The following is a 20,990-nucleotide window of genomic DNA, read 5'->3' as shown; positions in this document are numbered from 1 at the left end:
TGACGTTGAAAAGTTTAACGCAATAATTGCTCCAAGATTGACTACACTAAGGATGTTACAAAAAAAGCGCCGCTTATTTTTATAAACGGCGCTTTGTATTTGAAATAAGCGGGATGCTTATTACTCATCTTCTTTCTTCTCTTCGGCGAAATCCGAAGGTCTGGATGAACCGCTGTCGGCTGCTTGCACGTTCACGACGATTTCCTGTTTGTCTTTGTCGTAGTCAACTTCAAGCGTATTGCCCTCAGCTACCACACCTTTGAGGATTTCTTCCGCGATGGGGTCTTCCAGGTATTTCTGGATGGCCCGTTTGAGCGGACGGGCACCGAAGTTGCTGTCGAAACCTTTTTCGGCAATAAACTCCTTGGCTCCGTCTGTCAGTTTGATGCGGTAGCCTAAGGCCTCGATGCGAACGAAAAGCGATTTCAACTCGATGTCGATGATTTTGAAAATGTGCTCTTTATCCAACGAGTTGAATACAATCACATCGTCGATACGGTTGAGGAATTCCGGCGCAAAGGCACGCTTTAATGCATTTTCGATGACACTGCGCGAATGCGATTCGGCCTGTTCAGCCTTCGCCGAGGTCGTAAAGCCTACGCCTTGTCCGAAGTCCTTCAGCTGGCGTGCCCCAATGTTGGATGTCATGATCAGAATCGTATTGCGGAAATCCACGCGACGGCCAAGGCTGTCGGTCAATTGTCCTTCATCCAGCACCTGCAGTAGCAAATTGAATACATCGGGGTGTGCTTTCTCGATTTCGTCAAGCAATACCACAGCGTAGGGTTTGCGGCGTACCTTTTCCGTCAGTTGTCCACCTTCCTCATAGCCTACATATCCCGGAGGCGCACCTACCAAGCGGGAGATCGCAAATTTCTCCATGTACTCACTCATGTCAATCTGAATGAGCGAATCCTCACTGTCAAACATGAAGCGGGCAAGCTCTTTGGCCAGCTCTGTTTTACCTACACCTGTAGGGCCCAGGAAGATAAACGAACCAATCGGCTTTTTGGGATCCTTTAATCCAGCACGTGTACGTTGGATCGCCTTTACTAATTTTTTCACCGCTTCGTCCTGTCCAATGATGCGCCCCTTCATGGATTCGGCCATGTTCAGCAGCTTTTGGCTATCCGATTGCCCTACCCGTTGTACCGGGATGCCGGTCATCATTGATACCACCTCCGCTACATTGTCCTCCGTCACGGTGTACCGTTTGGTCTTGGTTTCTGCTTCCCAGGCAGCTTTTTCATGCTCAAGTTCCTCGAGCAGTTTTTTCTCCGTGTCTCGCAGTTTTGCAGCCTCCTCATATTTTTGGCTCCGCACGACCTTGTTCTTCTCGACTTTTATTTCCTCAATTTTCTGCTCTATGTCAATGATGCTTTGCGGCACATGGATATTGGTAAGGTGTACCCTTGATCCGGCCTCGTCCAGTGCGTCGATGGCTTTATCCGGCAGAAAACGGTCGGTAATGTAGCGAGTGGTCAAGGTAACACACGCTTCTATGGCTTCCGGCGTGTAGTTAACGTTGTGATGCTCTTCGTATTTTTCTTTAATACGATTCAGTATCTCCACCGTTTCGTCGTGCGTGGCCGGCTCAATCATGACCTTTTGAAACCTGCGATCCAGGGCGCCATCTTTCTCAATGTATTGCCGGTATTCATCCAGCGTGGTCGCACCAATGCATTGGATTTCACCACGGGCCAGTGCCGGTTTGAACATATTTGAGGCGTCTAGCGAACCTGATGCACCGCCGGCACCCACGATGGTGTGGATCTCATCGATAAAGAGGATGACGTCCGGCGATTTTTCCAGCTCATTCATCACAGCCTTCATGCGTTCCTCAAACTGGCCACGGTACTTTGTTCCGGCTACCAACGAGGCCAGATCCAACGTGACCACGCGTTTGTTAAACAATACCCGGGACACCTTGCGTTGGATAATACGCAGGGCCAGCCCCTCTGCAATGGCTGATTTGCCCACGCCGGGTTCGCCGATGAGTATTGGGTTGTTCTTTTTGCGCCGCGATAAGATCTGTGAGACGCGTTCGATTTCCTTCTCACGGCCTACAATCGGATCCAAGCGGCCTTCTTCGGCAGCCCGTGTCAAATCGCGGCCGAAGTTGTCCAATACCGGGGTCTTTGACTTAATGTCCGATACCTTTTTGGGCTGGCTAAAATGATCTTCATCTTTAAAATCATCGTCGCCGGCCGTCGATCCGGATGCTTGATCCGTGATGCCTGCTTTGTGCTGTTCTACATCAGCTTTGAAGACATCGTAATTGATGTCGTATTGCTGCAAGATTTGCGAGGCGATGTTGTCTTCATCGCGTAGGATGGATAATAACAGGTGTTCGGTACCGATAATGTCGCTTTTGAAGATTTTTGCTTCAAGATAAGTGATCTTCAGTACCTTTTCCGCTTGTTTGGTAAGCGGCATATTGCCAATCGGAGCGCGGGACATTGATGATCCCTTGACAGCGTCCTCAATGGATTTGCGTAGCTCGGTGGTGTCGATCCCTGCATGTTTCAATATCTTGATAGCCATGCCGTCTCCTTCACGGATCAGCCCAAGCAACAAGTGCTCCGTACCGATATAATCATGTTTCAACCTGATGGCTTCTTCCCTGCTGTATGAAATCACATCCTTTACGCGAGGCGAAAATTTTGCTTCCATGAATGTTTTACCTTTCTTTTTTTTATGCTAAGGATGCGATAAATGTAGAAAAAAATTATCGCTTATGCCCTTACTATTTGTGTAACATTTATCAACAATTAAGCCATTGAGACAAATATAGCATTTTGTCAGTTTCCATAAAAGGATTATTACATCAATCTGACTATGTTTTCGGTAAGTATGTTTTTCGTTGACGTACGCGAAAACGATAGCTTACCGCTGTTGCATATGAAGGGCAAGTTATCTAAGTTTGCACTTCCTATTAGTTTTACAACGCTTGAAATAATCATAACATGTCTGACGAGAAGATTATATTTTCAATGGCGGGGGTAAATAAAGTGTACCCGCCTCAGAAACAAGTCCTGAAAAATATCTACCTCTCCTTTTTTTACGGAGCTAAGATAGGTGTCATTGGCCTTAACGGTTCGGGAAAGTCCTCATTGCTGCGGATTATCGCCGGATTGGACAAATCCTACCAGGGGGAGGTTGTTTTTTCTCCAGGGTATACGGTGGGGTATCTGGCTCAGGAGCCTGAGCTTGATCCTCAAAAAACGGTCCGCGAAGTAGTCGAAGAAGGGGTCGCCGAAATTTCGGCGGTCTTAAAGGAATACGAAGAAATCAACGAAAAATTTGGTCTGCCGGAAGTGTATGAAAATCCGGACGAAATGGATAGGTTGCTGGCTAGGCAAGGCGAATTACAGGACAAAATCGATGCTACGGGTGCCTGGGAGATCGATAGCAAATTGGAGCGGGCTATGGATGCGCTGCGTTGCCCCGAGCCTGATCGGCGAGTAGACACATTGTCAGGAGGTGAGCGCCGCCGGGTGGCATTATGTCGTTTGTTGCTGCAAGAGCCGGATGTGCTCCTGTTGGATGAGCCCACCAACCACCTGGATGCGGAGTCTATCGACTGGCTTGAGCAACACCTGCAGCAATACAGGGGCACCGTTATCGCGGTCACGCACGATCGGTATTTCCTGGATAATGTGGCGGGTTGGATATTGGAGCTTGATCGTGGCGAAGGCATCCCCTGGAAAGGAAACTATTCGTCCTGGCTCGATCAAAAAGCTAAGCGGCTTGCCCAAGAGGAAAAAACCGAGAGCAAACGGCAGAAAACGCTGGAGCGCGAGCTGGAATGGGTGCGGATGGCCCCTAAGGCCCGCCATGCGAAGTCGAAGGCCCGCCTGCATAACTACGAGAAGCTGGCGTCTGAAGAAACCAAGGAGCGGGAAGAGAAGCTGGAGCTCTTCATCCCGCCGGGGCCGCGGTTGGGCAATGTGGTTATTGAAGCGCAGCAGGTGAGCAAAGCATACGGCGATAAAATACTGTTTGAAAACCTCAGTTTTTCGTTGCCGCCGGCAGGTATCGTCGGCATTATCGGTCCCAACGGCGCAGGGAAAACAACATTATTCCGGCTTATCACCGGGCAGGAGCTGCCGGATAGCGGCACATTCCGGGTAGGGGAGACGGTAGCATTGGGCTATGTCGACCAGTTGCATGACGATCTCAATCCGGAAAAGACCGTATGGGAAAACATTACTGGCGGCCATGAAAATATTCAGCTGGGCAACCGTCTTGTCAATTCCAGGGCTTATGTCTCAAAATTTAATTTCAACGGTGCTGACCAGCAAAAGAAGGTGGGGGTACTTTCGGGGGGCGAGCGCAACCGGGTGCACCTGGCCATTACCTTAAAAAAGGGGGCTAACGTACTGCTGCTCGACGAGCCCACAAATGATATCGACGTCAATACATTACGGGCACTGGAAGAAGGGCTGGAAAATTTTGGTGGATGCGCCGTCGTCATCTCGCACGACCGTTGGTTCCTCGATCGCATCTGTACCCATATCCTTGCTTTCGAAGGAAATTCGCAGGTGTACTTCTTCGAAGGGAATTATACCGAATACGAAGAAAATCGCAAAAAACGCTTAGGAGACATTGGTCCACAACGCATCAAGTACAAAAAACTGGTCAAGGGCTGATGGATACCGCCAAGTTACTCAAAGCGATTATCGACAATGCAATCGATGGGATCATCACCATTGATTGGAATGGCATTGTCGAATCCATCAACCCGGCGGCATTGCAGCTTTTCGGATATGACGCGTCTGAGGTTGTCGGACGGAATATATCCATGCTGATGCCGGAACCCGACCGCAGCAACCATGATGGGTATATCGAAAACTATCGTCGTACCGGACAGAGGAAGATCATTGGTATCGGCCGCGAAGTGAGGGGGAGGCGCAAAGACGGCAGCACCTTTCCGTTCCGTCTCGCCGTCAGCGAGGTGCATTACGAAAACAAGACCGCCTTTACCGGCTTTGTGCATGACTTATCCAAAGAAAAGGAAGCTGAGGAAAAACTCCTGCATCATATGGAAGAATTGGAGGCGACCGTAAGCAACCGTACGAAAGACCTCATCAAGCTGGTGTCTGAGCTGGAGAAAGCCAAGTCCGAAGTGAGCCAATCCTTGGAGAAAGAAAAGGAGCTTAACCAGCTGAAATCCAGATTTGTTTCGATGGCCTCGCATGAGTTTCGTACGCCGCTGAGTGCCGTGCAGCTGTCGGCCTCACTGATCGAAAAATATATTGAAAAGCCCGACAAAGCCAACGTGCTTAAGCATACTGGCCGCATTAAAAATTCCGTACAGTTGCTCACCAGTATCCTGAATGATTTTCTATCGCTCGAGCGGCTGGAGGCCGGCAAGGTATCGGCAAGCAAACAGGAAATAAACCTGGTGCAGCTTGGAGAAGAAATCACCGAAGAAATGCAGATGATTTGCAAAGCCAACCAGCATATTGTATATCAGCATACGGGCTCCACCGGAAAAGTCGAGCTCGACGCCAACTTGTTGAAAAACTGTATTATCAATCTGATCTCCAACGCAATAAAATATTCCGGTGAAAATACATTCATTGAGTTCAATACCGAGGTCAACGATGATACCTGCACCATTGTCATCAAGGATGACGGGATAGGCATACCCGAGGAAGATCAGAAAAATTTATTCGAACCGTTCTTCCGTGCCCATAATACCGGCAACATCCCCGGCACGGGCTTGGGGCTCAATATTGTGAAAAGATACGTATCTTTGATGGGCGGCCAGGTGGCATGCCAAAGTGCCCAGCATAAAGGTACCGTTTTTACGCTTACCTTCAATAACACCATACCGCAGGAACCAAATGACAACTAAGCAAATCAACGTATTGATCATCGAAGACAACGATGATATCCGCGAAGGGACCAAAGAAATCCTCGAGCTTACCGGCTATCACGTATATACGGCGCCCGAGGGCAAAACGGGGGTAGACATGGCCTTGAAACATTTGCCGGATATCATTCTGTGTGACATCATGATGCCCGAGCTGGACGGCTTTGGTGTGTTGTATATGCTTTCAAAACATCCTGAGGCCGCCACAATACCGTTTATTTTCCTGACGGCGAAGGCCGAACGCGCGGATATGCGCAAGGCCATGGAGATGGGGGCCGACGATTACCTGACCAAGCCCTTCGATGATATCGAACTGCTGAACGCCATTGAAACCCGGCTCAAAAAGCGCAAGCAATTGGGAACGGACGGCGGCATCCGGAAAAACCTGTACTTAAGCGATGAAGAGCAAGAGACGCTCCTGAAAGAACTGGTGCAGGGAGCCCGGGTAAAGACCTATCGGAAAAAGCAGTTTATCTACCAGGAGCGTGATATGCCGTTATACGTATATTACGTAAAAAAGGGGAAGGTGCGCAACTTCTTGTATTACCTGGACGGCCGCGAACTGTCAACGGATATTCATGTGCCCGACTCGTTTTTCGGCTATGAATCGCTTTTGCTGCAACAGCACTACAACGACAATGCCGAAACACTGGAAGAAACCGAGTTGGCATTGATTGATAAAGAGCAGTTCTTTGAATTGCTCTACCGGAAACCGGGGATTGCCACCAAATTCATCAAATGGTTGTCGGGAACCATACGCGGCAAAGAAGACCAGCTGCTTGCATTTGCTTACGATTCCGTACGTAAGCGGGTCGCCAATGCGCTGATCAATGTAGCTGAAAAGACGGTGTCCGGTATCCATGAAGATGAATGCCTCATTCGCATATCACGGGATGATCTGGCATCATTGGCCGGCACGGCAAACGAAACCATCAGCCGGATGCTGGCCGATTTTAAAGACGAAAAATTGATTGCCAAAGAAGGGAATGCCATCCGCATTTTATCCATTCACAAATTAAGGAATATCAAGCAATAGCCCCCCGTTTGTCTTCCTTTTTTTCGAAAATGTGATCGATATCATTTTTTAGCTTGATAGGTCACATCATCCGCCATAGGCCGTGCCCGTAATTTTGTGGAACAATGAACGCATTAGAAAATCATTTTCCCACGGACACGGACAGACGGATGAAAGCAATTGCTTATAGTATAAAGCCTCAGGAAAAGGAGCATTTGGCACTTGCCAACGGCAAGCGCCACGACCTGACGTTGATCTCCAACGAATTGAATGCCAAGACGGTGTCCTATGCACAGGGAAAAGAGGTTGTCATTGTTTCCACGTATGATATATTGGATCGTGATATGCTTTGGGAGCTCAAGAATGCAGGCGTGAAGAAAATCATTACCCGATCCAAAATCACCACGCATATCGACCTGCGCGAGGCTACCCGCATGGGATTAAAAGTAGCCAATGCGCCTGATGAAGACCAATCCGTTGAAAGCATCGCCAAGCAGACTATCCGCAATCTGAATGCCTGGGACGCCGGGAAATGCGTCGGCAAGGCCTGCTGCTGCCAGAAGGTGTGCACAATGGATGATACCGTTACATCCTACTTATATGGAAATGGCAAGAAATAAAATGCTGGCGTTGGTCCAGCGTTATGACGTAGCTGCACCGCGCTATACCAGTTACCCCACGGTGCCTTGCTGGGATGAGGAGACCTGGAGTCCGGAAAAATGGATTCAGCATATTCGTTTGCAATGGGCACAGTCGTCATCGCAGGGGATTAGCCTTTATATTCATCTCCCGTTTTGCGAAAGTTTGTGCACCTATTGCGGTTGCAACACGCGCATCACCAAAAACCATGGCGTGGAAGCGCCCTACATCGATGCCGTATTAGCCGAGTGGGCGATTTACCGGCGTCACCTCGGCGAAAGCAGCCTGCCTATCGGCGAATTGCACCTGGGCGGCGGCACACCTACATTTTTCAGCCCGTCTCAGCTCCGCAGGTTGGTCGATGGCCTGTTGGATGGCAACCAAGTGCTTCCCGGAGCATCGTTTTCCTTTGAAGCACATCCCGCAAATACCACCCATGAACACCTTCAGACATTATTTGGTGCCGGTTTTAGGCGGCTGAGCTTGGGAATACAAGATTTTGATCATGGGGTGCAGTTACTTATCAACCGAAAGCAGACCGAAGCCGACGTATGGCGGGTGATGATAGATGCCCGCCAAATCGGCTACACTTCCATCAACTTCGATCTGATTTATGGGCTGCCGCTGCAAACCTTGGAAAGCGTAGGGGACACGGTTGAGAAAGCGCTGGCCATGCGGCCCGATCGCATTTCGTTTTACAGCTACGCGCATGTTCCCTGGATGCGGCCCGGGCAGCGGCGCTATACAGAAGACGATTTACCCAAGGGAAAGGACAAGCTTGACCTCTACCTCCTCGGCCAATCAATCATCAAACAGGCGGGTTACCGCGACGTAGGCATGGATCATTTTGCGCTGCCCGATGATGCGCTTTGCCGGGCCGCTGATGGCGGAGCTTTGCACCGCAACTTTATGGGATATACCGATCGGTACACGCCGTTGCTTATCGGGCTTGGCGTATCGTCCATCAGCGATTCATGGACGGCGTTTGCCCAAAACGTAAAAACTGTAGAAGCATACAAAGCGCGGGTAAACGCCGGGGTGCTACCGGTTTTCAAAGGCCACGTGCTATCAGCCGGAGATATGCAGATCAGGAAGCATATCCTGGATATCATGTGCCGCGGTACAGCGGTATTGGATGGGCCGGCGGCGCAATCGGCAATCGTACTCCGCCGGCTTGCACCGCTATTTGGCGATGGCCTTGTCTCTTGGGATGGCACTCGCGTGAAGGTTACCAAGAAAGGCTTTTCCTTTTTGCGTAACATCTGCATGGCCTTCGACGAACGGTTGCATAAGAAACATGTTAGCCAGCCTTTGTTCAGTAAGGCCGTATGATAATCGCTGAGGCATGAAGATAGGGACAAAGACATCGAACAGTACGAAATGCTACCACTGTGGTGATACCTTAGCCGGTACCGTATATGAGGCAGATGGACACGTGTTCTGCTGCGTAGGCTGCCAGAGCGTATACCGCATCTTGAGCAGCAACAATATGCAGCAATATTACCGGTACAACACCCATCCCGGCAAAAAGCTGCGTGAGCGGTCCGAGCGGTACGAGTACCTGGATGAACCAACCATTGCAGATAAGCTCATTGATTTCAAGAATGATGAAATCACCATGGTCACATTTTATATCCCGTCCATCCATTGCAGTTCATGCATATGGCTGCTCGAGCACCTCTACAAGCTCCATCCTGCCGTTGTGGCATCACAAAGTGATTTCCTGAAAAAGCAGGTAAATGTTACATTCAAACATCCGGACCTATCGTTGCGGGAGCTGGTGGAGTTGCTGGCCAACGTTGGTTACGAACCCAAGATTACCTTGCAGGATGTGGTCAAGGCAGGTCGTAAATTTTCCCAAAAGGGTTTGATAGCCAAGATTGCCGTAGCCGGATTCTGTTTTGGCAATTCGATGATGCTGAGCTTCCCCGAATACTTCGGCATGGCGGCATTCGAGGCCAAGTATTCCATGTTTTTCGGGTGGATGAACCTTGGGTTTGCGCTTCCCGTATTGCTTTACAGCGGACGGGACTATTTCCAATCCGCCTGGCACAGCCTGCGGCACCGGCAACTTAACCTTGACGTGCCCCTGGCGCTGGGCATCTTGGTGTTGTTTGTCCGCACCGCGTGGGAAATACTTTCGGCTACAGGGCCGGGTTTTGCCGATACACTCTGCGGATTGGTCTTTTTTCTGCTCGTTGGCCGGTGGGTACAACAGCGAACCTACCATCACCTGTCTTTCGAACGGGATTACCGCTCCTATTTTCCGGTCGCGGTGACACGCCTCGGCGCCGCAAACGCTAAGCCCGTGCCTTTAGCCGAAATCAGCGTCGGAGATCGGCTCCTCATCCGCAGCAACGAGGTTATCCCGGCCGATGCAATTCTCTTAAAAGGGCAAGCCGCCATAGACTTCAGTTTCGTTACCGGCGAGTCGGAGCCGGTGGAGAAGGTACTTGGCGAGATCATCTATGCGGGGGGGCGGCAGTTGGGCGAAGCGATTGAGCTGGAAGTTGTCAAACCGGTATCGCAGAGCTACCTGACCAAGCTTTGGAACAACGATGCATTTAAGCAATATAAGAAGCGATTTCGTACCTTCAGCAACGTGGTCAGTCAATATTTTACCTTGGTGCTCCTGGCGATAGCCATCACCGCTATGGCTTATTGGTTTCTCCGTGATGACCCGGCCAAGGCGTGGGGCGCCTTCACGGCGGTATTAATCATCGCTTGCCCCTGTGCCCTGGCCTTGAGCACGCCCTTTACGCTCTCGGTAGCATTGCGTGTTTTTGATAGGCATGGCTTTTATGTAAAAAATACAGCGGCTGTCGAGCAATTGGCGGCAGTGGATTGCCTCGTTTTTGACAAGACGGGTACGATATCTTCCCCCAGTGCCGCCCGGATGCGCTTTGAAGGCCAGCTGCAGGCCGGCGAGCTGGCTATGGTGGTGTCCGTGTGCCAAAATTCCAATCACCCGCTGAGCCGCGAACTGGTCAAGTGGGCGGGGCCGATGGAGCTTATGCCTATCGGCAATTACCAGGAAACCGGTGGGAAAGGCATCGAAGCCGAGGTCCATTCAAACCGGGTACGGATCGGGAGCGCCGCTTTCACGGGCGCACGGGATGCAGCGGGCGCTTCGCCAACTGGTAGCCGCATCTACATCGCTATCAACAACGAGGTAAAAGGGTTTTTTATCGTCGAGCAGCCCTGGCGGGAGGGCCTTCGGGAAGTTATGGGCGAATTGGCCAAGCCCTATGACTTGCACCTGGTTTCCGGCGACAATGCCAAGGAAAGGGAGCGTCTTCGCGAAATCTTTCCGCCCGATGCCGATCTGCTGTTCGGTAAGCTGCCAGCCCAAAAATTGGAATACATCAATAAGCTGCAACATACCGGCAGCAAGGTGTGCATGTTTGGCGATGGGCTCAATGATGCCGGTGCATTGCGGCAAGCAGACCTGGGCATTGCAGTAAGCGACGATATCAATAATTTTTCACCTGGATGCGATGCCATTCTTGATGGGCGGTCTTTTGTCCTCTTGCCGCGCTTTCTGCGGTTCGCTAAGGATGCCGTGAAGGTTATCCATATGAGTTTTGGTATTTCGCTGACTTACAATGTCATTGGATTGAGCTTTGCCGTGATGGGTACCATGTCGCCACTGTTTGCCGCCGTATTGATGCCGCTGAGCACCGTCACCATCATTGGCTTCACCACCGTGGTTGCACATGCCTATGCGGCCAAAAACCAGTTAAACAACATCCGATCATGAGTGCGATATTCTTTCTCATCGGCTGCAGTGTATTTATTGCACTTATCTTTTTAGCGGCTTTCTTCTGGGCCAATAAAACGGGGCAGCATGAAGATACGTATACGCCCTCCATACGTATACTGTTTGACGATGAGCCGCCGCAAGTGCCCGAAGGCGAAGAAGAAACGTTGGACGTACGGACACCTGAATGAAGCCAGGCCGATAAGATGCCGGGCGAAGGCAAAACCCACTACAGGTCAAAGCAGCCGTTTGACCAATGCCCGCCATTCCTCCTCCAATGTCGTTGCCGGCCGTTGCTGGCCTGCACGGCGGTACCAGTAGTCGGCATTCCAGAGGTCGCCTTCTTTGCGGTGCAGGTAGGCGTGTACATGGGCAGATTGGTTGTCGGTCAAATCATTGATCAAATCGTGGGCCTTTTCCCATTGGCCTTTGCCGTCATACCATAGGGCTTCAAGCTGTACCGTTAGGCTGATGGGGGGCACTTCGTGCTCCAGCGATGAGTTGAACGCTTCAAAGTCCATAAGCAATTGTCGGGTTAATGCTGTCAAACTTAGCTAAAGTTGCTTTGATATGCAAACCACCGAATCAGCAAATAGTGACTACCATTACTTTTAAACCCAATCGGCGTCATTCGCCTGACACTTTGATGACAGTAATTTTACCGCCGGAACCTGCATGAGATCGTGCTCAACAAATGGATCGAGACGGCTCATGCAAGTTTCATCACCGATAAGGAACAAGTTAAAGATGAAAAAACAATTACAGCAATGCAGCTAACTAAATTTAATTACGACAACAAAATTGTTAGGGATTTCGGCATCGCCACCATCGTATGGGGCATTGTCGGGATGTCCGTTGGCTTATTGGTGGCCGTCCAACTGATATGGCCCTTTATGAACTTCGAACTCCAATACACAACCTTCGGTAGGGTGCGTCCGCTGCACACCAATGCCGTAATTTTTGCATTCGTGGGCAATGCCATCTTCATGGGGGTGTATTATTCGTTACAGCGGTTGCTGAAGGCGCGGATGTTCAGTGACGTTCTGAGCCGTATCCACTTTTGGGGCTGGCAGCTAATTATTCTTGCAGCCGCTATTACATTGCCGCTGGGCATCACCACATCCCACGAATATGCAGAGCTGGAATTGCCGATAGACATAGGCATCACCATCATCTGGGTCGTATTCGGAATCAATATGTTCGGCACCATCATTAAGCGTCGCGAGCGGCACATGTATGTGGCTATCTGGTTTTACATTGCCACGTTTGTTACCGTGGCCGTGCTGCATATCGTCAATTCGGTGCAGCTTCCCATCTCCATGTGGAAGAGTTATTACTTGTATGCCGGCGTGCAGGACGCGCTGGTGCAATGGTGGTACGGGCACAATGCCGTTGCATTTTTCTTGACCACGCCTTACCTCGGTATGATGTACTATTTCCTGCCCAAGATGGCCAACCGGCCGATTTACTCCTATAAGCTGAGCATCCTGCACTTTTGGTCGTTGATTTTTATTTACATCTGGGCGGGGCCGCACCACCTGCTGTATACGTCGTTGCCCGGCTGGGTGCAGTCGCTCGGCGTGGTATTTTCGATCATGCTCATCGCTCCCAGTTGGGGCGGTATGATCAACGGGTTGCTCACGTTGCGGGGAGCCTGGGACAAAGTACGTACGGAGCCGACGTTGAAGTTTATGGTGGTGGCGCTTACTGCATACGGTATGGCCACGTTTGAAGGACCGATGCTCTCGTTGAAGCAAGTCAATGCCATTGCACACTTTACCGATTGGATTGTCGCGCACGTACATGTTGGCGCATTGGGTTGGAATGGTTTTATGACCTTCGCCATTCTCTACTGGTTAATCCCCCGCATCTATAAAACTGAGCTGTATTCCACTAAGCTCGCGTCGGTGCACTTTTGGATAGGCACATTAGGCATCCTGTTTTATGCGATTCCGATGTATTGGGCAGCCGTGGTGCAAGGCTTGATGTGGAAAGAGTTTACGCCGGAGGGTGTACTGAAATATCCAAACTTCCTTGCTACAACCCTTCAGATTATCCCGATGCACATGCTCCGCGCCGTAGGGGGGACACTGTACCTCGCCGGGGCTATCCTGATGACCTACAACCTGGCAAAAACGATGAAGAAGGGAAGGCTGCTGGCCAATGAGCCGGCCGAAGCGCCCGAACTGACACCGGTAATGGTCAACGAACGCTCCAGGCATCGCCGGTTGGAACGCAAGCCCGTTCTGTTCATGGTCGTGGCTTTGATCACCATCTTGATTGGGGGGCTGGTACAGATGATGCCTACATTCATGATTTCATCGAACGTGCCGACGATTGCCAGCGTAAAACCCTATACGGCCCTGGAGTTACAGGGCCGCGATTTATACATCCGCGAAGGGTGTGTCAACTGCCATTCGCAGACTATCCGGCCGTTCCGGTCGGAGACCGCCCGCTATGGCGACTATAGCAAAGCCGGCGAGTTTGTCTACGATCACCCATTTCTATGGGGCTCCAAACGGACCGGGCCCGATTTGCACCGCATAGGCAAGAAATACCCCAATAAATGGCATTTCGATCACATGCTTGATCCCACCATCACCTCGCCCGGCAGCATCATGCCGCCTTATCCCTGGCTGATTGAGCAGCCACTGGATACCACCACTACCAAGGCCAAGTTGAATGCCATGCGGATATTGGGCGTGCCCTACACCGATGCGGATATCGACGCCGCAAATGCCCACCTCAGTCAGCAGGCCGAAACCATCGCGGCAGATTTGGGCGACCAAGGTGTGACCGTACGGCCTGATCGGGAAATCATTGCCCTGATTGCTTATCTGCAACGGCTCGGGACGGATATCAAGGCTACGGAACAGACCGCCGTGGCAAAAACAGAAGATTAACGCATTAAAGACAATAGGCAATGTTTAAGCAAATAACAGACTTGAGCGGCAATGAGTGGTATCTCATTGCCTCGCTGTGGATTTTTCTCATCTTCTTCATTGTGGTAGCCATCATGCTGGTTCGCATGCGGAAGGACTATGTCGATTACATGAAGGAAATCCCGATGAATGACGTGGAGGAGCAGGAAAACAGTATATTACACTAAACAACATAAGCCATGCAATTAATATTTTTACAGTTACATGCGGTTGACAAAGCTGCTACGGCGCCCGGTTTATTCGGCAGCGGGAATGTCAACAACGATATCCTCATCATCGCGCTTATTGTGGTCATGTCGGTGGTGCTTGTCGCCGCCGTGGTGGTGCTGCGGGCCATGCGGGTCATGCTTCGGCTCACTATGCCACACGTGATAGAAGATGAGCAGGCAGCAACAGCGCGGGCAAAAGCCAGCCGCAGGGCCCGGCGCGCCGCTTGGTGGAATAAGCTCATGGGGCTGCGGCCGCTGGCGGAGGAAAAAGATCTAATCATCGATCATGCCTATGACGGCATCAAAGAACTGGACAATCCCGTGCCCGCTTGGTTCAACGGTTTGTTTTATGCGTCCGTCGTGTTTGCCGTCGTATACCTGTGTGTGTACCATGTATTCGGCTGGGGGCCAAACCAGGACCAAGAGTACGAACGTGAAATGGCTAAAGCGGAAGAAGCGCGGCAGGAATGGCTGGCGCAGGCTGCCAACAACATCGACGAAAATTCAGTGACGGTGGACGCACGGCCTGAAACCATAGCCTCCGGGCAGGTTATTTATACACAAAACTGTGCGGCATGCCATGGCAATGCAGGGGAGGGGGGCATCGGTCCCAACCTCACGGATGATTACTGGTTGCATGGCGGTAGCATACAAGATGTGTTTAAAACCATAAAATATGGCGTGCTCGACAAAGGCATGGTACCGTGGGAGCAGAGCCTGACGCCAGCACAGATTGCCGAAGTAAGCAACTACATCCTTAGCCTGCGGGGCACGAATCCACCAAACGCAAAAGAACCACAGGGAGAAAAAGTGGAGTACACACCGGCACACGATACCAACGGAGTGGAAACGGCGCGTGTTGGCGACGGCGACAGATCGGTAATATAAATCAACATTCATGGATATCATCGCAGGGAAGGCGGTAGACGGGACGAAACCCAGGCGGGAATGGATTTATGCCAAGAAGCCCGGCGGCCGGTTATTCAACTATCGGCAGTTGCTGGGGTACACGCTGTTACTGGTGCTGATAGGCGCGCCGTTTGTCAAAATAGCGGGCGAGCCGTTCTTGATGTTCAATATTGTCGAACGCAAATTTGTCCTGTTCGGCAACGTCTTCTGGCCGCAAGATTTGCATATTTTCGTTTTTGGGATGCTTATCGCCATGGTGTGCATCGTGTTGTTTACGGTGGTCTATGGGCGTGTATGGTGTGGGTGGGCGTGTCCGCAAACGATTTTTATGGAGCTTGTGTTCCGCCGCATTGAGTACTGGATAGAAGGAGATTGGCAACAGCAAAAGAAGCTGGACCACGCGCCGAAGACATGGGCCAGGCAATCCAAAAAAATAGCCAAGCACGCCGTTTTCCTGGTTGTATCATTTTTGATTGCTAATACCTTTCTGGCCTACATCATCGGGGTAGACGAACTTTGGAAAATCATGCGCGATCCCGTAAGCCAACACCTTGCGGGATTTGTCTCGCTCATGGTTTTTACCTTGGTTTTTTACGGTGTCTTTGCCTACGTGCGTGAAATTGTTTGTACGACGATATGCCCTTATGGGCGGTTGCAGGGGGTGCTGCTGGATGACCAGAGCATCACCGTTGCCTATGACCACCGGCGGGGTGAGCCCCGAGGTCACCGCAAAAAGCATGCGCAACAAGCGGTGGGCGACTGCGTGGATTGCAGGCTGTGCGTGCATGTATGCCCTACCGGCATAGACATCCGTAATGGTCTGCAGATGGAATGCGTGAGCTGTACCGCCTGCATCGACGCGTGCGATGCGGTCATGGAGAAGTTAGATCGGCCCACGAAGCTCATTGGCTTTTATTCCACCGCGGAGATTGGTGGTGAGCGAAAAAAAAAGGGCAATACCCGGGCGGTAGCTTATACGGTGGTACTGGCGGTTTTGATGGCAGTTTTTGGATGGCTGGTGTTCAGCCGGTCGCAGGTCGACGGCACGTTGCTGCGGGCAAAGGGCAGCACTTACCAAATCCGTCCGGACGGCACGGTGAGCAACCTGTATAGCGTAGCGCTGATCAACAAAACCCATCAGGATATGCCTTTCAGACTGGTGGCCGCGGAAGAAAACTTCACCGTGCATGTCGTCAATAAAATCGACGAACTGAAGGGCGGAGGCACGGCGCAATTGAGCTTTTTCTTAATCGGTCCGCAACGAGCGATACAGTCGTACAAAACCAATGTAAAAGTGAACGTCGTGGTAGCGGGGAAGGTGGTGGAAACGATGAAAACGACCTTTGTAGCGCCGCCGGGAGGATAAGTGGGGCCGCGGGCTGCGAGCGGTAAGCAGCAGGCCAGAAAATAAAGCATAAAACAAAAATGAACTGGGGATTAAAGATAGTGATTTCGCTGGCGTTATTCATGGCGCTGATTGTTTCTTTCGGGGTTTACATGGTAAGTAAAGATACCGATTCGCTGGTTGCACCGGATTATTACGAGCGGGGGTTGAACTATGACGAGCTCCGCCGTGCCGATTCGTTGCAGGGCTTAGCAGATACGCTGCAAGCCGTTAAGCAGCCCTAAATCGGCAATAACAAAAAAATGAGTTATCACGTATTGGCATTTTTTATGGGGCTACTGGGCAGTCTCCACTGTGCGGTGATGTGCGGGCCGCTGGTGTTGGCCGTGCCGGGGCCGCGATCGAGGTGGAAACGCCTGTCCAACACGCTGATGTATCAGTCGGGCCGGACAATGACCTATGCGCTCCTGGGACTCATGATGGGCGTTGTCGGCCATTCAATCGAAGTAGCCGGATGGCAGCAGAGCATTAGCATTGCCACAGGCATTCTGCTTGTCTGCATGGCTCTTTTTTCGCTTTGGGGCAGGCGGCTGCGGCAGGTTGTGCACTGGCAGCAAACGTTTGTCCACCCGGTGGTCAAATGGATAGGTTATTGGCTGCAGCGGCCGGGCGGCCACTTCATGGTCGGCATGCTCAACGGCCTCTTGCCATGTGGCATGGTGTATATGGCACTGGCAGCCTCGTTAAGCGCCGACACGTTACAGGGCAGTGGGGTGTTCATGCTGTCCTTTGGGCTCGGCACATGGCCTACCATGCTGGCGGTCTCCCTCATCGGAAGTGCGGTGAAGCGGCGGATGCGATTCAATGCCGCATTTTGGCTCCCCATGATAAGTTTGTTGATGGGCGGATGGTTTCTGCTGCGCGGAGCCGGGTTGGATATTCCGTACCTCAGCCCGTTGATTTACCCGGATGGGGCGGTTACCTGTGCGGGTGCGCAATGAGTTGATAAATCGTGCAGCCGGCCACGGATGCCCATTCGTAACGATATGCGAAACGGAATCCTGTGGCATTCGTCAGGCATCAAGCATCATCCGCCGATTTCAAATCCCTCCCTGCATCGCCTCTTTGATGATTTGGCGGATGATGCCCGACTGCTCGGGGTCGCCTTTCATCAGCGCCTGGGTAAATCGGCGCCAGGTTTTGAAGTCGATGTGTGACGGAATGATGGGCACATTGGGGTCTACCACCACATCCAGTACCGCGGGAATGCTGGCGTTGATGAGTTCATCGAGCGCGGCGTCGATGTGTTCCGGCTGCTCCACCCGGATGCCTTTAAGGCCTATCAGGTTCGCAAACGCCGCATAGTTGACATCCGGGATGTCCTGGGAGGCTTCAAACTTAGGTTCGCCCGAAAGCATGCGCTGTTCCCAGGTAACCATATTCAGATCTCGGTTATTCAGCACGATGACCAGCAGCCGCGGGTCTTGCCACGATTGCCAGTACTTGGCGATGGTGATGAGCTCATTCATGCCCAGCATCTGCATGGCACCGTCTCCCGAGATGGCCACGGCCATGCGGTCCGGAAAGGCAAATTTTGCGGCTATCGCATAAGGTATGGCAGGGCACATCGTAGCCAGATTGCCCGATAATGAGGCCAGCATGCCTTTCCGTATCCGGAGGTTGCGGGCATACCAGAAGGCCGCTGTACCCGAGTCGGCCGTGATGACCGCGTAGTCCGGCAATTTCGGCGATAGCCTTTGGATGACCTGCTGTGGATTGATGGGATCCGCCTCCTGCTCCGATCGCTTTTCGACGGTTTCCCACCAGGCCGCCACGTTGGCCGTAACCTGCTCAAACCAGCTGCGGTCTTCCTTATATGCGATCAGTGGCAACAGTTCCTGGAGGGTGTCCTGGCTATCGCCCAGGAGGTTCACGTCCATCGGGTAGCGCAGGCTGAGCATACTTCCATCCACATCGATCTGTACACCGCGCGCCTTGCCCGGTTCGGGCAGGTACTCGGCATAGGGAAACCCGCTGCCGATCATGAGCAACGTGTCGCAGTTGTCCATCAGCTCCCAGCTCGGTTTGGTGCCGAGCATGCCGATAGACCCGGTCACGTAAGGCAGGTCATCCGGCAGGGCCGATTTTCCCAATAGTGCTTTCGCTACCCCTGCCCCTAATTTTTCGGCCAAAGCTTCGATTTCCGTGGCCGCTCCCATGGCCCCGGCGCCGACCAGTATTGCTACCCGCTTGCCGGCGTTGAGGATGCCGGCAGCTTTCATCAGATCTGCCTGTCGCGGTACCAGGCGTGCATGGGGGAAACCGGTGCCGGTAGCCATATAGCCGTGTTCGCGGGGTGGTTCCTTGATGGCGGGCTCCTCTTGCAGGTCGCTGGGAATGATCACCGCCGTCACGGTCCGTTTGGCAACGGCAATCCGTATCGCACGGTCAATCACCAGCCTCACCTGGGCCGGGTGGGTGAGCATCTGCACGTAATCGCCCGCAACGTCTTTAAATAACGACATGAGGTCCACCTCCTGCTGGTAGTTGCCTCCCAGCGCGGTACGCCGTTGCTGGCCGACGATAGCAACAACAGGCTGGTGGTCCAGTTTGGCATCATACAACCCGTTGAGCAGGTGGATGGCCCCCGGGCCGGAGGTGGCCAGGCAAACACCCACCGTTCGGGTGAATTTGGCGTGGGCGCAAGCCATGAAGGCCGACATTTCCTCATGGCGCGTTTGGATAAACGCAAGGTCGCCGTTGCGATTAAGTGCGCCCAGCAGTCCGTTTATGCCGTCGCCCGGGTAGCCGAAGATTCGATTAATACCCCATGCCTGGAGTCGGTCGATCAAAAAGTCACTTACATTCATAGCTTCGTTTGTTTGTCTACAGATGCAGCCCACCGCCGGAAGCGTGCAACAGGCTGTAGCCGTTACGTCTTCTCATATTAACGGGATTAGGCGCTATCGGTTTGGAATAATCTCGCTGCGTATGATGAGGTCTCCGCGGGGGCCGTCAGCGCATGTTTGCAAAATATATTAATTAACTTTGTAACATGTCGGTAGCTAATTTATGCAGGTAATGTTCGATCCATTGAAAACCCACATCAATAAGTTTGCGCAGATCAGTGATGATGAGTTCCAACGTATTTCAACATATTTTCAGCATCGCATTCTGAAAAAAAAGGAAAATTTATTGGTTGAAGGTCAGGTTTGTAGAGCAAATTATTTTGTTTTGAATGGCATACTGAGAAAGTTTTTCATCAACGATAAAGGTGTAGAGCAAACCACCGAGTTTGCCATTGAAAATTGGTGGATGACCGAAACTTTCTCCTACCTGAATAAAGAGCCGACGCCGTTCTATATTCAAGCGGTGCAGCAAACAGACGTATTGGTTATTCAGCAGGCAGGATATGATAACTTGCTCCAGGAACATCCGGTTATGGAGCGGTATTTCCGTTGCATCTACCAGAAGGCCTACGCTGCTGCGCAAATGCGCATCAAGTTCATCTATGAGCATTCCAGAGAGGAATTATATCACCATTTCCGAAAAAACCAGCCCGAATTTCTTCAACGAGTGCCGCAGTATCTTGTTGCGTCTTATTTGGGTTTTACGCCCGAATATTTAAGCGAAATTCGTAAAAAGAAGTTTTCTTAAACCCGTTTAAGTTTTTTCTGTTCCCGGTTTTCAACATTTGTACGGTTAAATCAAAAAATCAGAACAATGGAAAATCGTATTGACATCCACACAACAGAACCCTTGGCATTCAAAGCAATGATGGGATTGGAAAGCTATCTTGCAAACGCTGACATATCCAAAACCTTAAAAGAACTCATAAAAATCCGTGCCTCTCAGCTTAACCATTGTGCTTACTGTATAGCTATGCATGCTAAAGATGCCATCAAAAACGGCGAAAATACGCAGCGCATTCTCTTACTGAGTGCCTGGAGGGAGGCTACCAAATTTTTTACCGAGGAAGAACAAGTAGTGCTGGAAATGACTGAAGAAATTACGCTCATTCATCAGCACGGATTAAAAGAGGAGACCTACCGGAAAGCATCCGAGATTTTCACGGAAAGTCAAATTGCGCAGATTATTATGGTTATTGTAACCATAAATGCCTGGAACAGGATAGCCGTAAGTACCCATAAACAAATCGAATAAAACCGGATGCCTCCTGCAATGCCTCCCCATGATTTAAATCAATGATTGCCGCGAGGCTTGCGCCGCGATAATGTCCCATCAACTTTTTTGAGGCATTCGGTTGGTCTTTGGTAAACAGAATATTAT

Annotated in this window: 18 protein-coding genes; 15 read left to right on the top strand and 3 right to left on the bottom strand. The window is 51.3% G+C overall.

Annotation, left to right across the window (positions count from 1 at the left end):
* Positions 1-120 precede the first annotated feature (120 nt).
* Entirely contained in the window at positions 121-2,673 is a 2,553-nt protein-coding gene (locus B5X72_RS06800; protein WP_079716103.1) for an ATP-dependent Clp protease ATP-binding subunit, read from the bottom strand.
* Between the two features lie 293 nt (positions 2,674-2,966).
* Between B5X72_RS06800 and ettA the strand changes: the two genes are divergently transcribed.
* From ettA to ccoS, 7 genes are all read left to right on the top strand, one after another.
* On the top strand, positions 2,967-4,652 hold the full coding sequence (gene ettA / locus B5X72_RS06795; RefSeq protein ID WP_079716102.1) for an energy-dependent translational throttle protein EttA: 1,686 nt from the start codon (positions 2,967-2,969) through the stop codon (positions 4,650-4,652).
* A complete protein-coding gene (locus tag B5X72_RS06790; RefSeq protein ID WP_079716101.1) occupies positions 4,652-5,863 on the top strand; it encodes a PAS domain-containing sensor histidine kinase in 1,212 nt (403 codons plus the stop codon). Before ettA ends, B5X72_RS06790 begins: the two co-directional genes overlap by 1 nt.
* A complete protein-coding gene (locus B5X72_RS06785) occupies positions 5,853-6,917 on the top strand; it encodes a response regulator (RefSeq protein ID WP_079716100.1) in 1,065 nt (354 codons plus the stop codon). Before B5X72_RS06790 ends, B5X72_RS06785 begins: the two co-directional genes overlap by 11 nt.
* Positions 6,918-7,021: 104 nt before the next feature.
* Entirely contained in the window at positions 7,022-7,516 is a 495-nt protein-coding gene (locus B5X72_RS06780; protein WP_233632512.1) for a Rossmann-fold NAD(P)-binding domain-containing protein, read from the top strand.
* Positions 7,503-8,867: an oxygen-independent coproporphyrinogen III oxidase gene (hemN, locus tag B5X72_RS06775; protein WP_079716099.1), complete on the top strand. Its 1,365-nt coding sequence runs from the start codon at positions 7,503-7,505 to the stop codon at positions 8,865-8,867. The genes B5X72_RS06780 and hemN overlap by 14 nt, the downstream gene beginning before the upstream one ends.
* 13 nt (positions 8,868-8,880) lie before the next feature.
* Positions 8,881-11,295 (top strand): heavy metal translocating P-type ATPase, encoded by a 2,415-nt coding sequence (locus B5X72_RS06770; protein ID WP_139378575.1) that lies wholly within the window; start codon positions 8,881-8,883, stop codon positions 11,293-11,295.
* Positions 11,292-11,486, top strand: a complete 195-nt coding sequence (ccoS, locus tag B5X72_RS06765; protein WP_079716098.1) for a cbb3-type cytochrome oxidase assembly protein CcoS — start codon at positions 11,292-11,294, stop codon at positions 11,484-11,486. Before B5X72_RS06770 ends, ccoS begins: the two co-directional genes overlap by 4 nt.
* A gap of 45 nt (positions 11,487-11,531) precedes the next feature.
* Here ccoS and B5X72_RS06760 read toward each other — a convergent pair whose 3' ends face one another.
* A complete protein-coding gene (locus tag B5X72_RS06760; protein WP_079716097.1) occupies positions 11,532-11,816 on the bottom strand; it encodes a hypothetical protein in 285 nt (94 codons plus the stop codon).
* 246 nt (positions 11,817-12,062) lie between these two features.
* Here B5X72_RS06760 and ccoN point away from each other — a divergent pair, with 246 nt between their 5' ends.
* The 6 genes from ccoN to B5X72_RS06730 are packed head-to-tail and all read left to right on the top strand — an operon-like array spanning position 12,063 to position 17,701.
* A complete protein-coding gene (gene ccoN, locus B5X72_RS06755) occupies positions 12,063-14,198 on the top strand; it encodes a cytochrome-c oxidase, cbb3-type subunit I (protein ID WP_079716508.1) in 2,136 nt (711 codons plus the stop codon).
* Positions 14,199-14,218: 20 nt separating this feature from the next.
* On the top strand, positions 14,219-14,404 hold the full coding sequence (locus B5X72_RS06750; RefSeq protein ID WP_079716096.1) for a hypothetical protein: 186 nt from the start codon (positions 14,219-14,221) through the stop codon (positions 14,402-14,404).
* 12 nt (positions 14,405-14,416) lie between these two features.
* Positions 14,417-15,334: a cbb3-type cytochrome c oxidase N-terminal domain-containing protein gene (locus B5X72_RS06745; protein WP_079716095.1), complete on the top strand. Its 918-nt coding sequence runs from the start codon at positions 14,417-14,419 to the stop codon at positions 15,332-15,334.
* A gap of 10 nt (positions 15,335-15,344) precedes the next feature.
* Complete coding sequence (ccoG, locus tag B5X72_RS06740) at positions 15,345-16,721, top strand: cytochrome c oxidase accessory protein CcoG (protein ID WP_079716094.1); 1,377 nt, start codon at positions 15,345-15,347, stop codon at positions 16,719-16,721.
* Positions 16,722-16,780: 59 nt separating this feature from the next.
* Entirely contained in the window at positions 16,781-16,984 is a 204-nt protein-coding gene (locus tag B5X72_RS06735) for a FixH family protein (protein ID WP_079716093.1), read from the top strand.
* A gap of 18 nt (positions 16,985-17,002) precedes the next feature.
* Complete coding sequence (locus B5X72_RS06730) at positions 17,003-17,701, top strand: sulfite exporter TauE/SafE family protein (protein WP_079716092.1); 699 nt, start codon at positions 17,003-17,005, stop codon at positions 17,699-17,701.
* Positions 17,702-17,800: 99 nt separating this feature from the next.
* Here B5X72_RS06730 and B5X72_RS06725 read toward each other — a convergent pair whose 3' ends face one another.
* Entirely contained in the window at positions 17,801-19,570 is a 1,770-nt protein-coding gene (locus B5X72_RS06725) for a thiamine pyrophosphate-requiring protein (RefSeq protein ID WP_079716091.1), read from the bottom strand.
* A 211-nt stretch (positions 19,571-19,781) separates the two neighbouring features.
* Between B5X72_RS06725 and B5X72_RS06720 the strand changes: the two genes are divergently transcribed.
* Positions 19,782-20,357 carry a Crp/Fnr family transcriptional regulator gene (locus B5X72_RS06720; RefSeq protein WP_079716507.1) on the top strand — a complete coding sequence of 192 codons (576 nt, stop codon included), beginning with the start codon at positions 19,782-19,784 and terminating at the stop codon, positions 20,355-20,357.
* Between the two features lie 66 nt (positions 20,358-20,423).
* Positions 20,424-20,864, top strand: a complete 441-nt coding sequence (locus B5X72_RS06715) for a carboxymuconolactone decarboxylase family protein (protein WP_079716090.1) — start codon at positions 20,424-20,426, stop codon at positions 20,862-20,864.
* Positions 20,865-20,990 lie beyond the last annotated feature (126 nt).

The sequence above is a fragment of the Parapedobacter luteus genome, from assembly GCF_900168055.1.
Lineage (GTDB): Bacteria > Bacteroidota > Bacteroidia > Sphingobacteriales > Sphingobacteriaceae > Parapedobacter > Parapedobacter luteus.
This window is presented reverse-complemented; position numbering and strand designations above follow the sequence as displayed.

What these genes read in the sequence shown, in the direction of transcription:
- B5X72_RS06785 (WP_079716100.1), top strand. Translation starts at nt 5,853, where the DNA reads ATGACAACTAAGCAAATCAACGTATTGATCATCGAAGACAACGATGAT.
- B5X72_RS06745 (WP_079716095.1), top strand. Translation starts at nt 14,417, where the DNA reads ATGCAATTAATATTTTTACAGTTACATGCGGTTGACAAAGCTGCTACG.
- ccoN (WP_079716508.1), top strand. Translation starts at nt 12,063, where the DNA reads ATGCAGCTAACTAAATTTAATTACGACAACAAAATTGTTAGGGATTTC.
- B5X72_RS06720 (WP_079716507.1), top strand. Translation starts at nt 19,782, where the DNA reads ATGTTCGATCCATTGAAAACCCACATCAATAAGTTTGCGCAGATCAGT.
- B5X72_RS06735 (WP_079716093.1), top strand. Translation starts at nt 16,781, where the DNA reads ATGAACTGGGGATTAAAGATAGTGATTTCGCTGGCGTTATTCATGGCG.
- B5X72_RS06790 (WP_079716101.1), top strand. Translation starts at nt 4,652, where the DNA reads ATGGATACCGCCAAGTTACTCAAAGCGATTATCGACAATGCAATCGAT.
- ccoG (WP_079716094.1), top strand. Translation starts at nt 15,345, where the DNA reads ATGGATATCATCGCAGGGAAGGCGGTAGACGGGACGAAACCCAGGCGG.
- ccoS (WP_079716098.1), top strand. Translation starts at nt 11,292, where the DNA reads ATGAGTGCGATATTCTTTCTCATCGGCTGCAGTGTATTTATTGCACTT.
- B5X72_RS06760 (WP_079716097.1), bottom strand. Translation starts at nt 11,816, where the DNA reads ATGGACTTTGAAGCGTTCAACTCATCGCTGGAGCACGAAGTGCCCCCC.
- B5X72_RS06730 (WP_079716092.1), top strand. Translation starts at nt 17,003, where the DNA reads ATGAGTTATCACGTATTGGCATTTTTTATGGGGCTACTGGGCAGTCTC.
- B5X72_RS06750 (WP_079716096.1), top strand. Translation starts at nt 14,219, where the DNA reads ATGTTTAAGCAAATAACAGACTTGAGCGGCAATGAGTGGTATCTCATT.
- B5X72_RS06725 (WP_079716091.1), bottom strand. Translation starts at nt 19,570, where the DNA reads ATGAATGTAAGTGACTTTTTGATCGACCGACTCCAGGCATGGGGTATT.
- B5X72_RS06800 (WP_079716103.1), bottom strand. Translation starts at nt 2,673, where the DNA reads ATGGAAGCAAAATTTTCGCCTCGCGTAAAGGATGTGATTTCATACAGC.
- B5X72_RS06715 (WP_079716090.1), top strand. Translation starts at nt 20,424, where the DNA reads ATGGAAAATCGTATTGACATCCACACAACAGAACCCTTGGCATTCAAA.
- B5X72_RS06780 (WP_233632512.1), top strand. Translation starts at nt 7,022, where the DNA reads ATGAACGCATTAGAAAATCATTTTCCCACGGACACGGACAGACGGATG.
- B5X72_RS06770 (WP_139378575.1), top strand. Translation starts at nt 8,881, where the DNA reads ATGAAGATAGGGACAAAGACATCGAACAGTACGAAATGCTACCACTGT.
- ettA (WP_079716102.1), top strand. Translation starts at nt 2,967, where the DNA reads ATGTCTGACGAGAAGATTATATTTTCAATGGCGGGGGTAAATAAAGTG.
- hemN (WP_079716099.1), top strand. Translation starts at nt 7,503, where the DNA reads ATGGCAAGAAATAAAATGCTGGCGTTGGTCCAGCGTTATGACGTAGCT.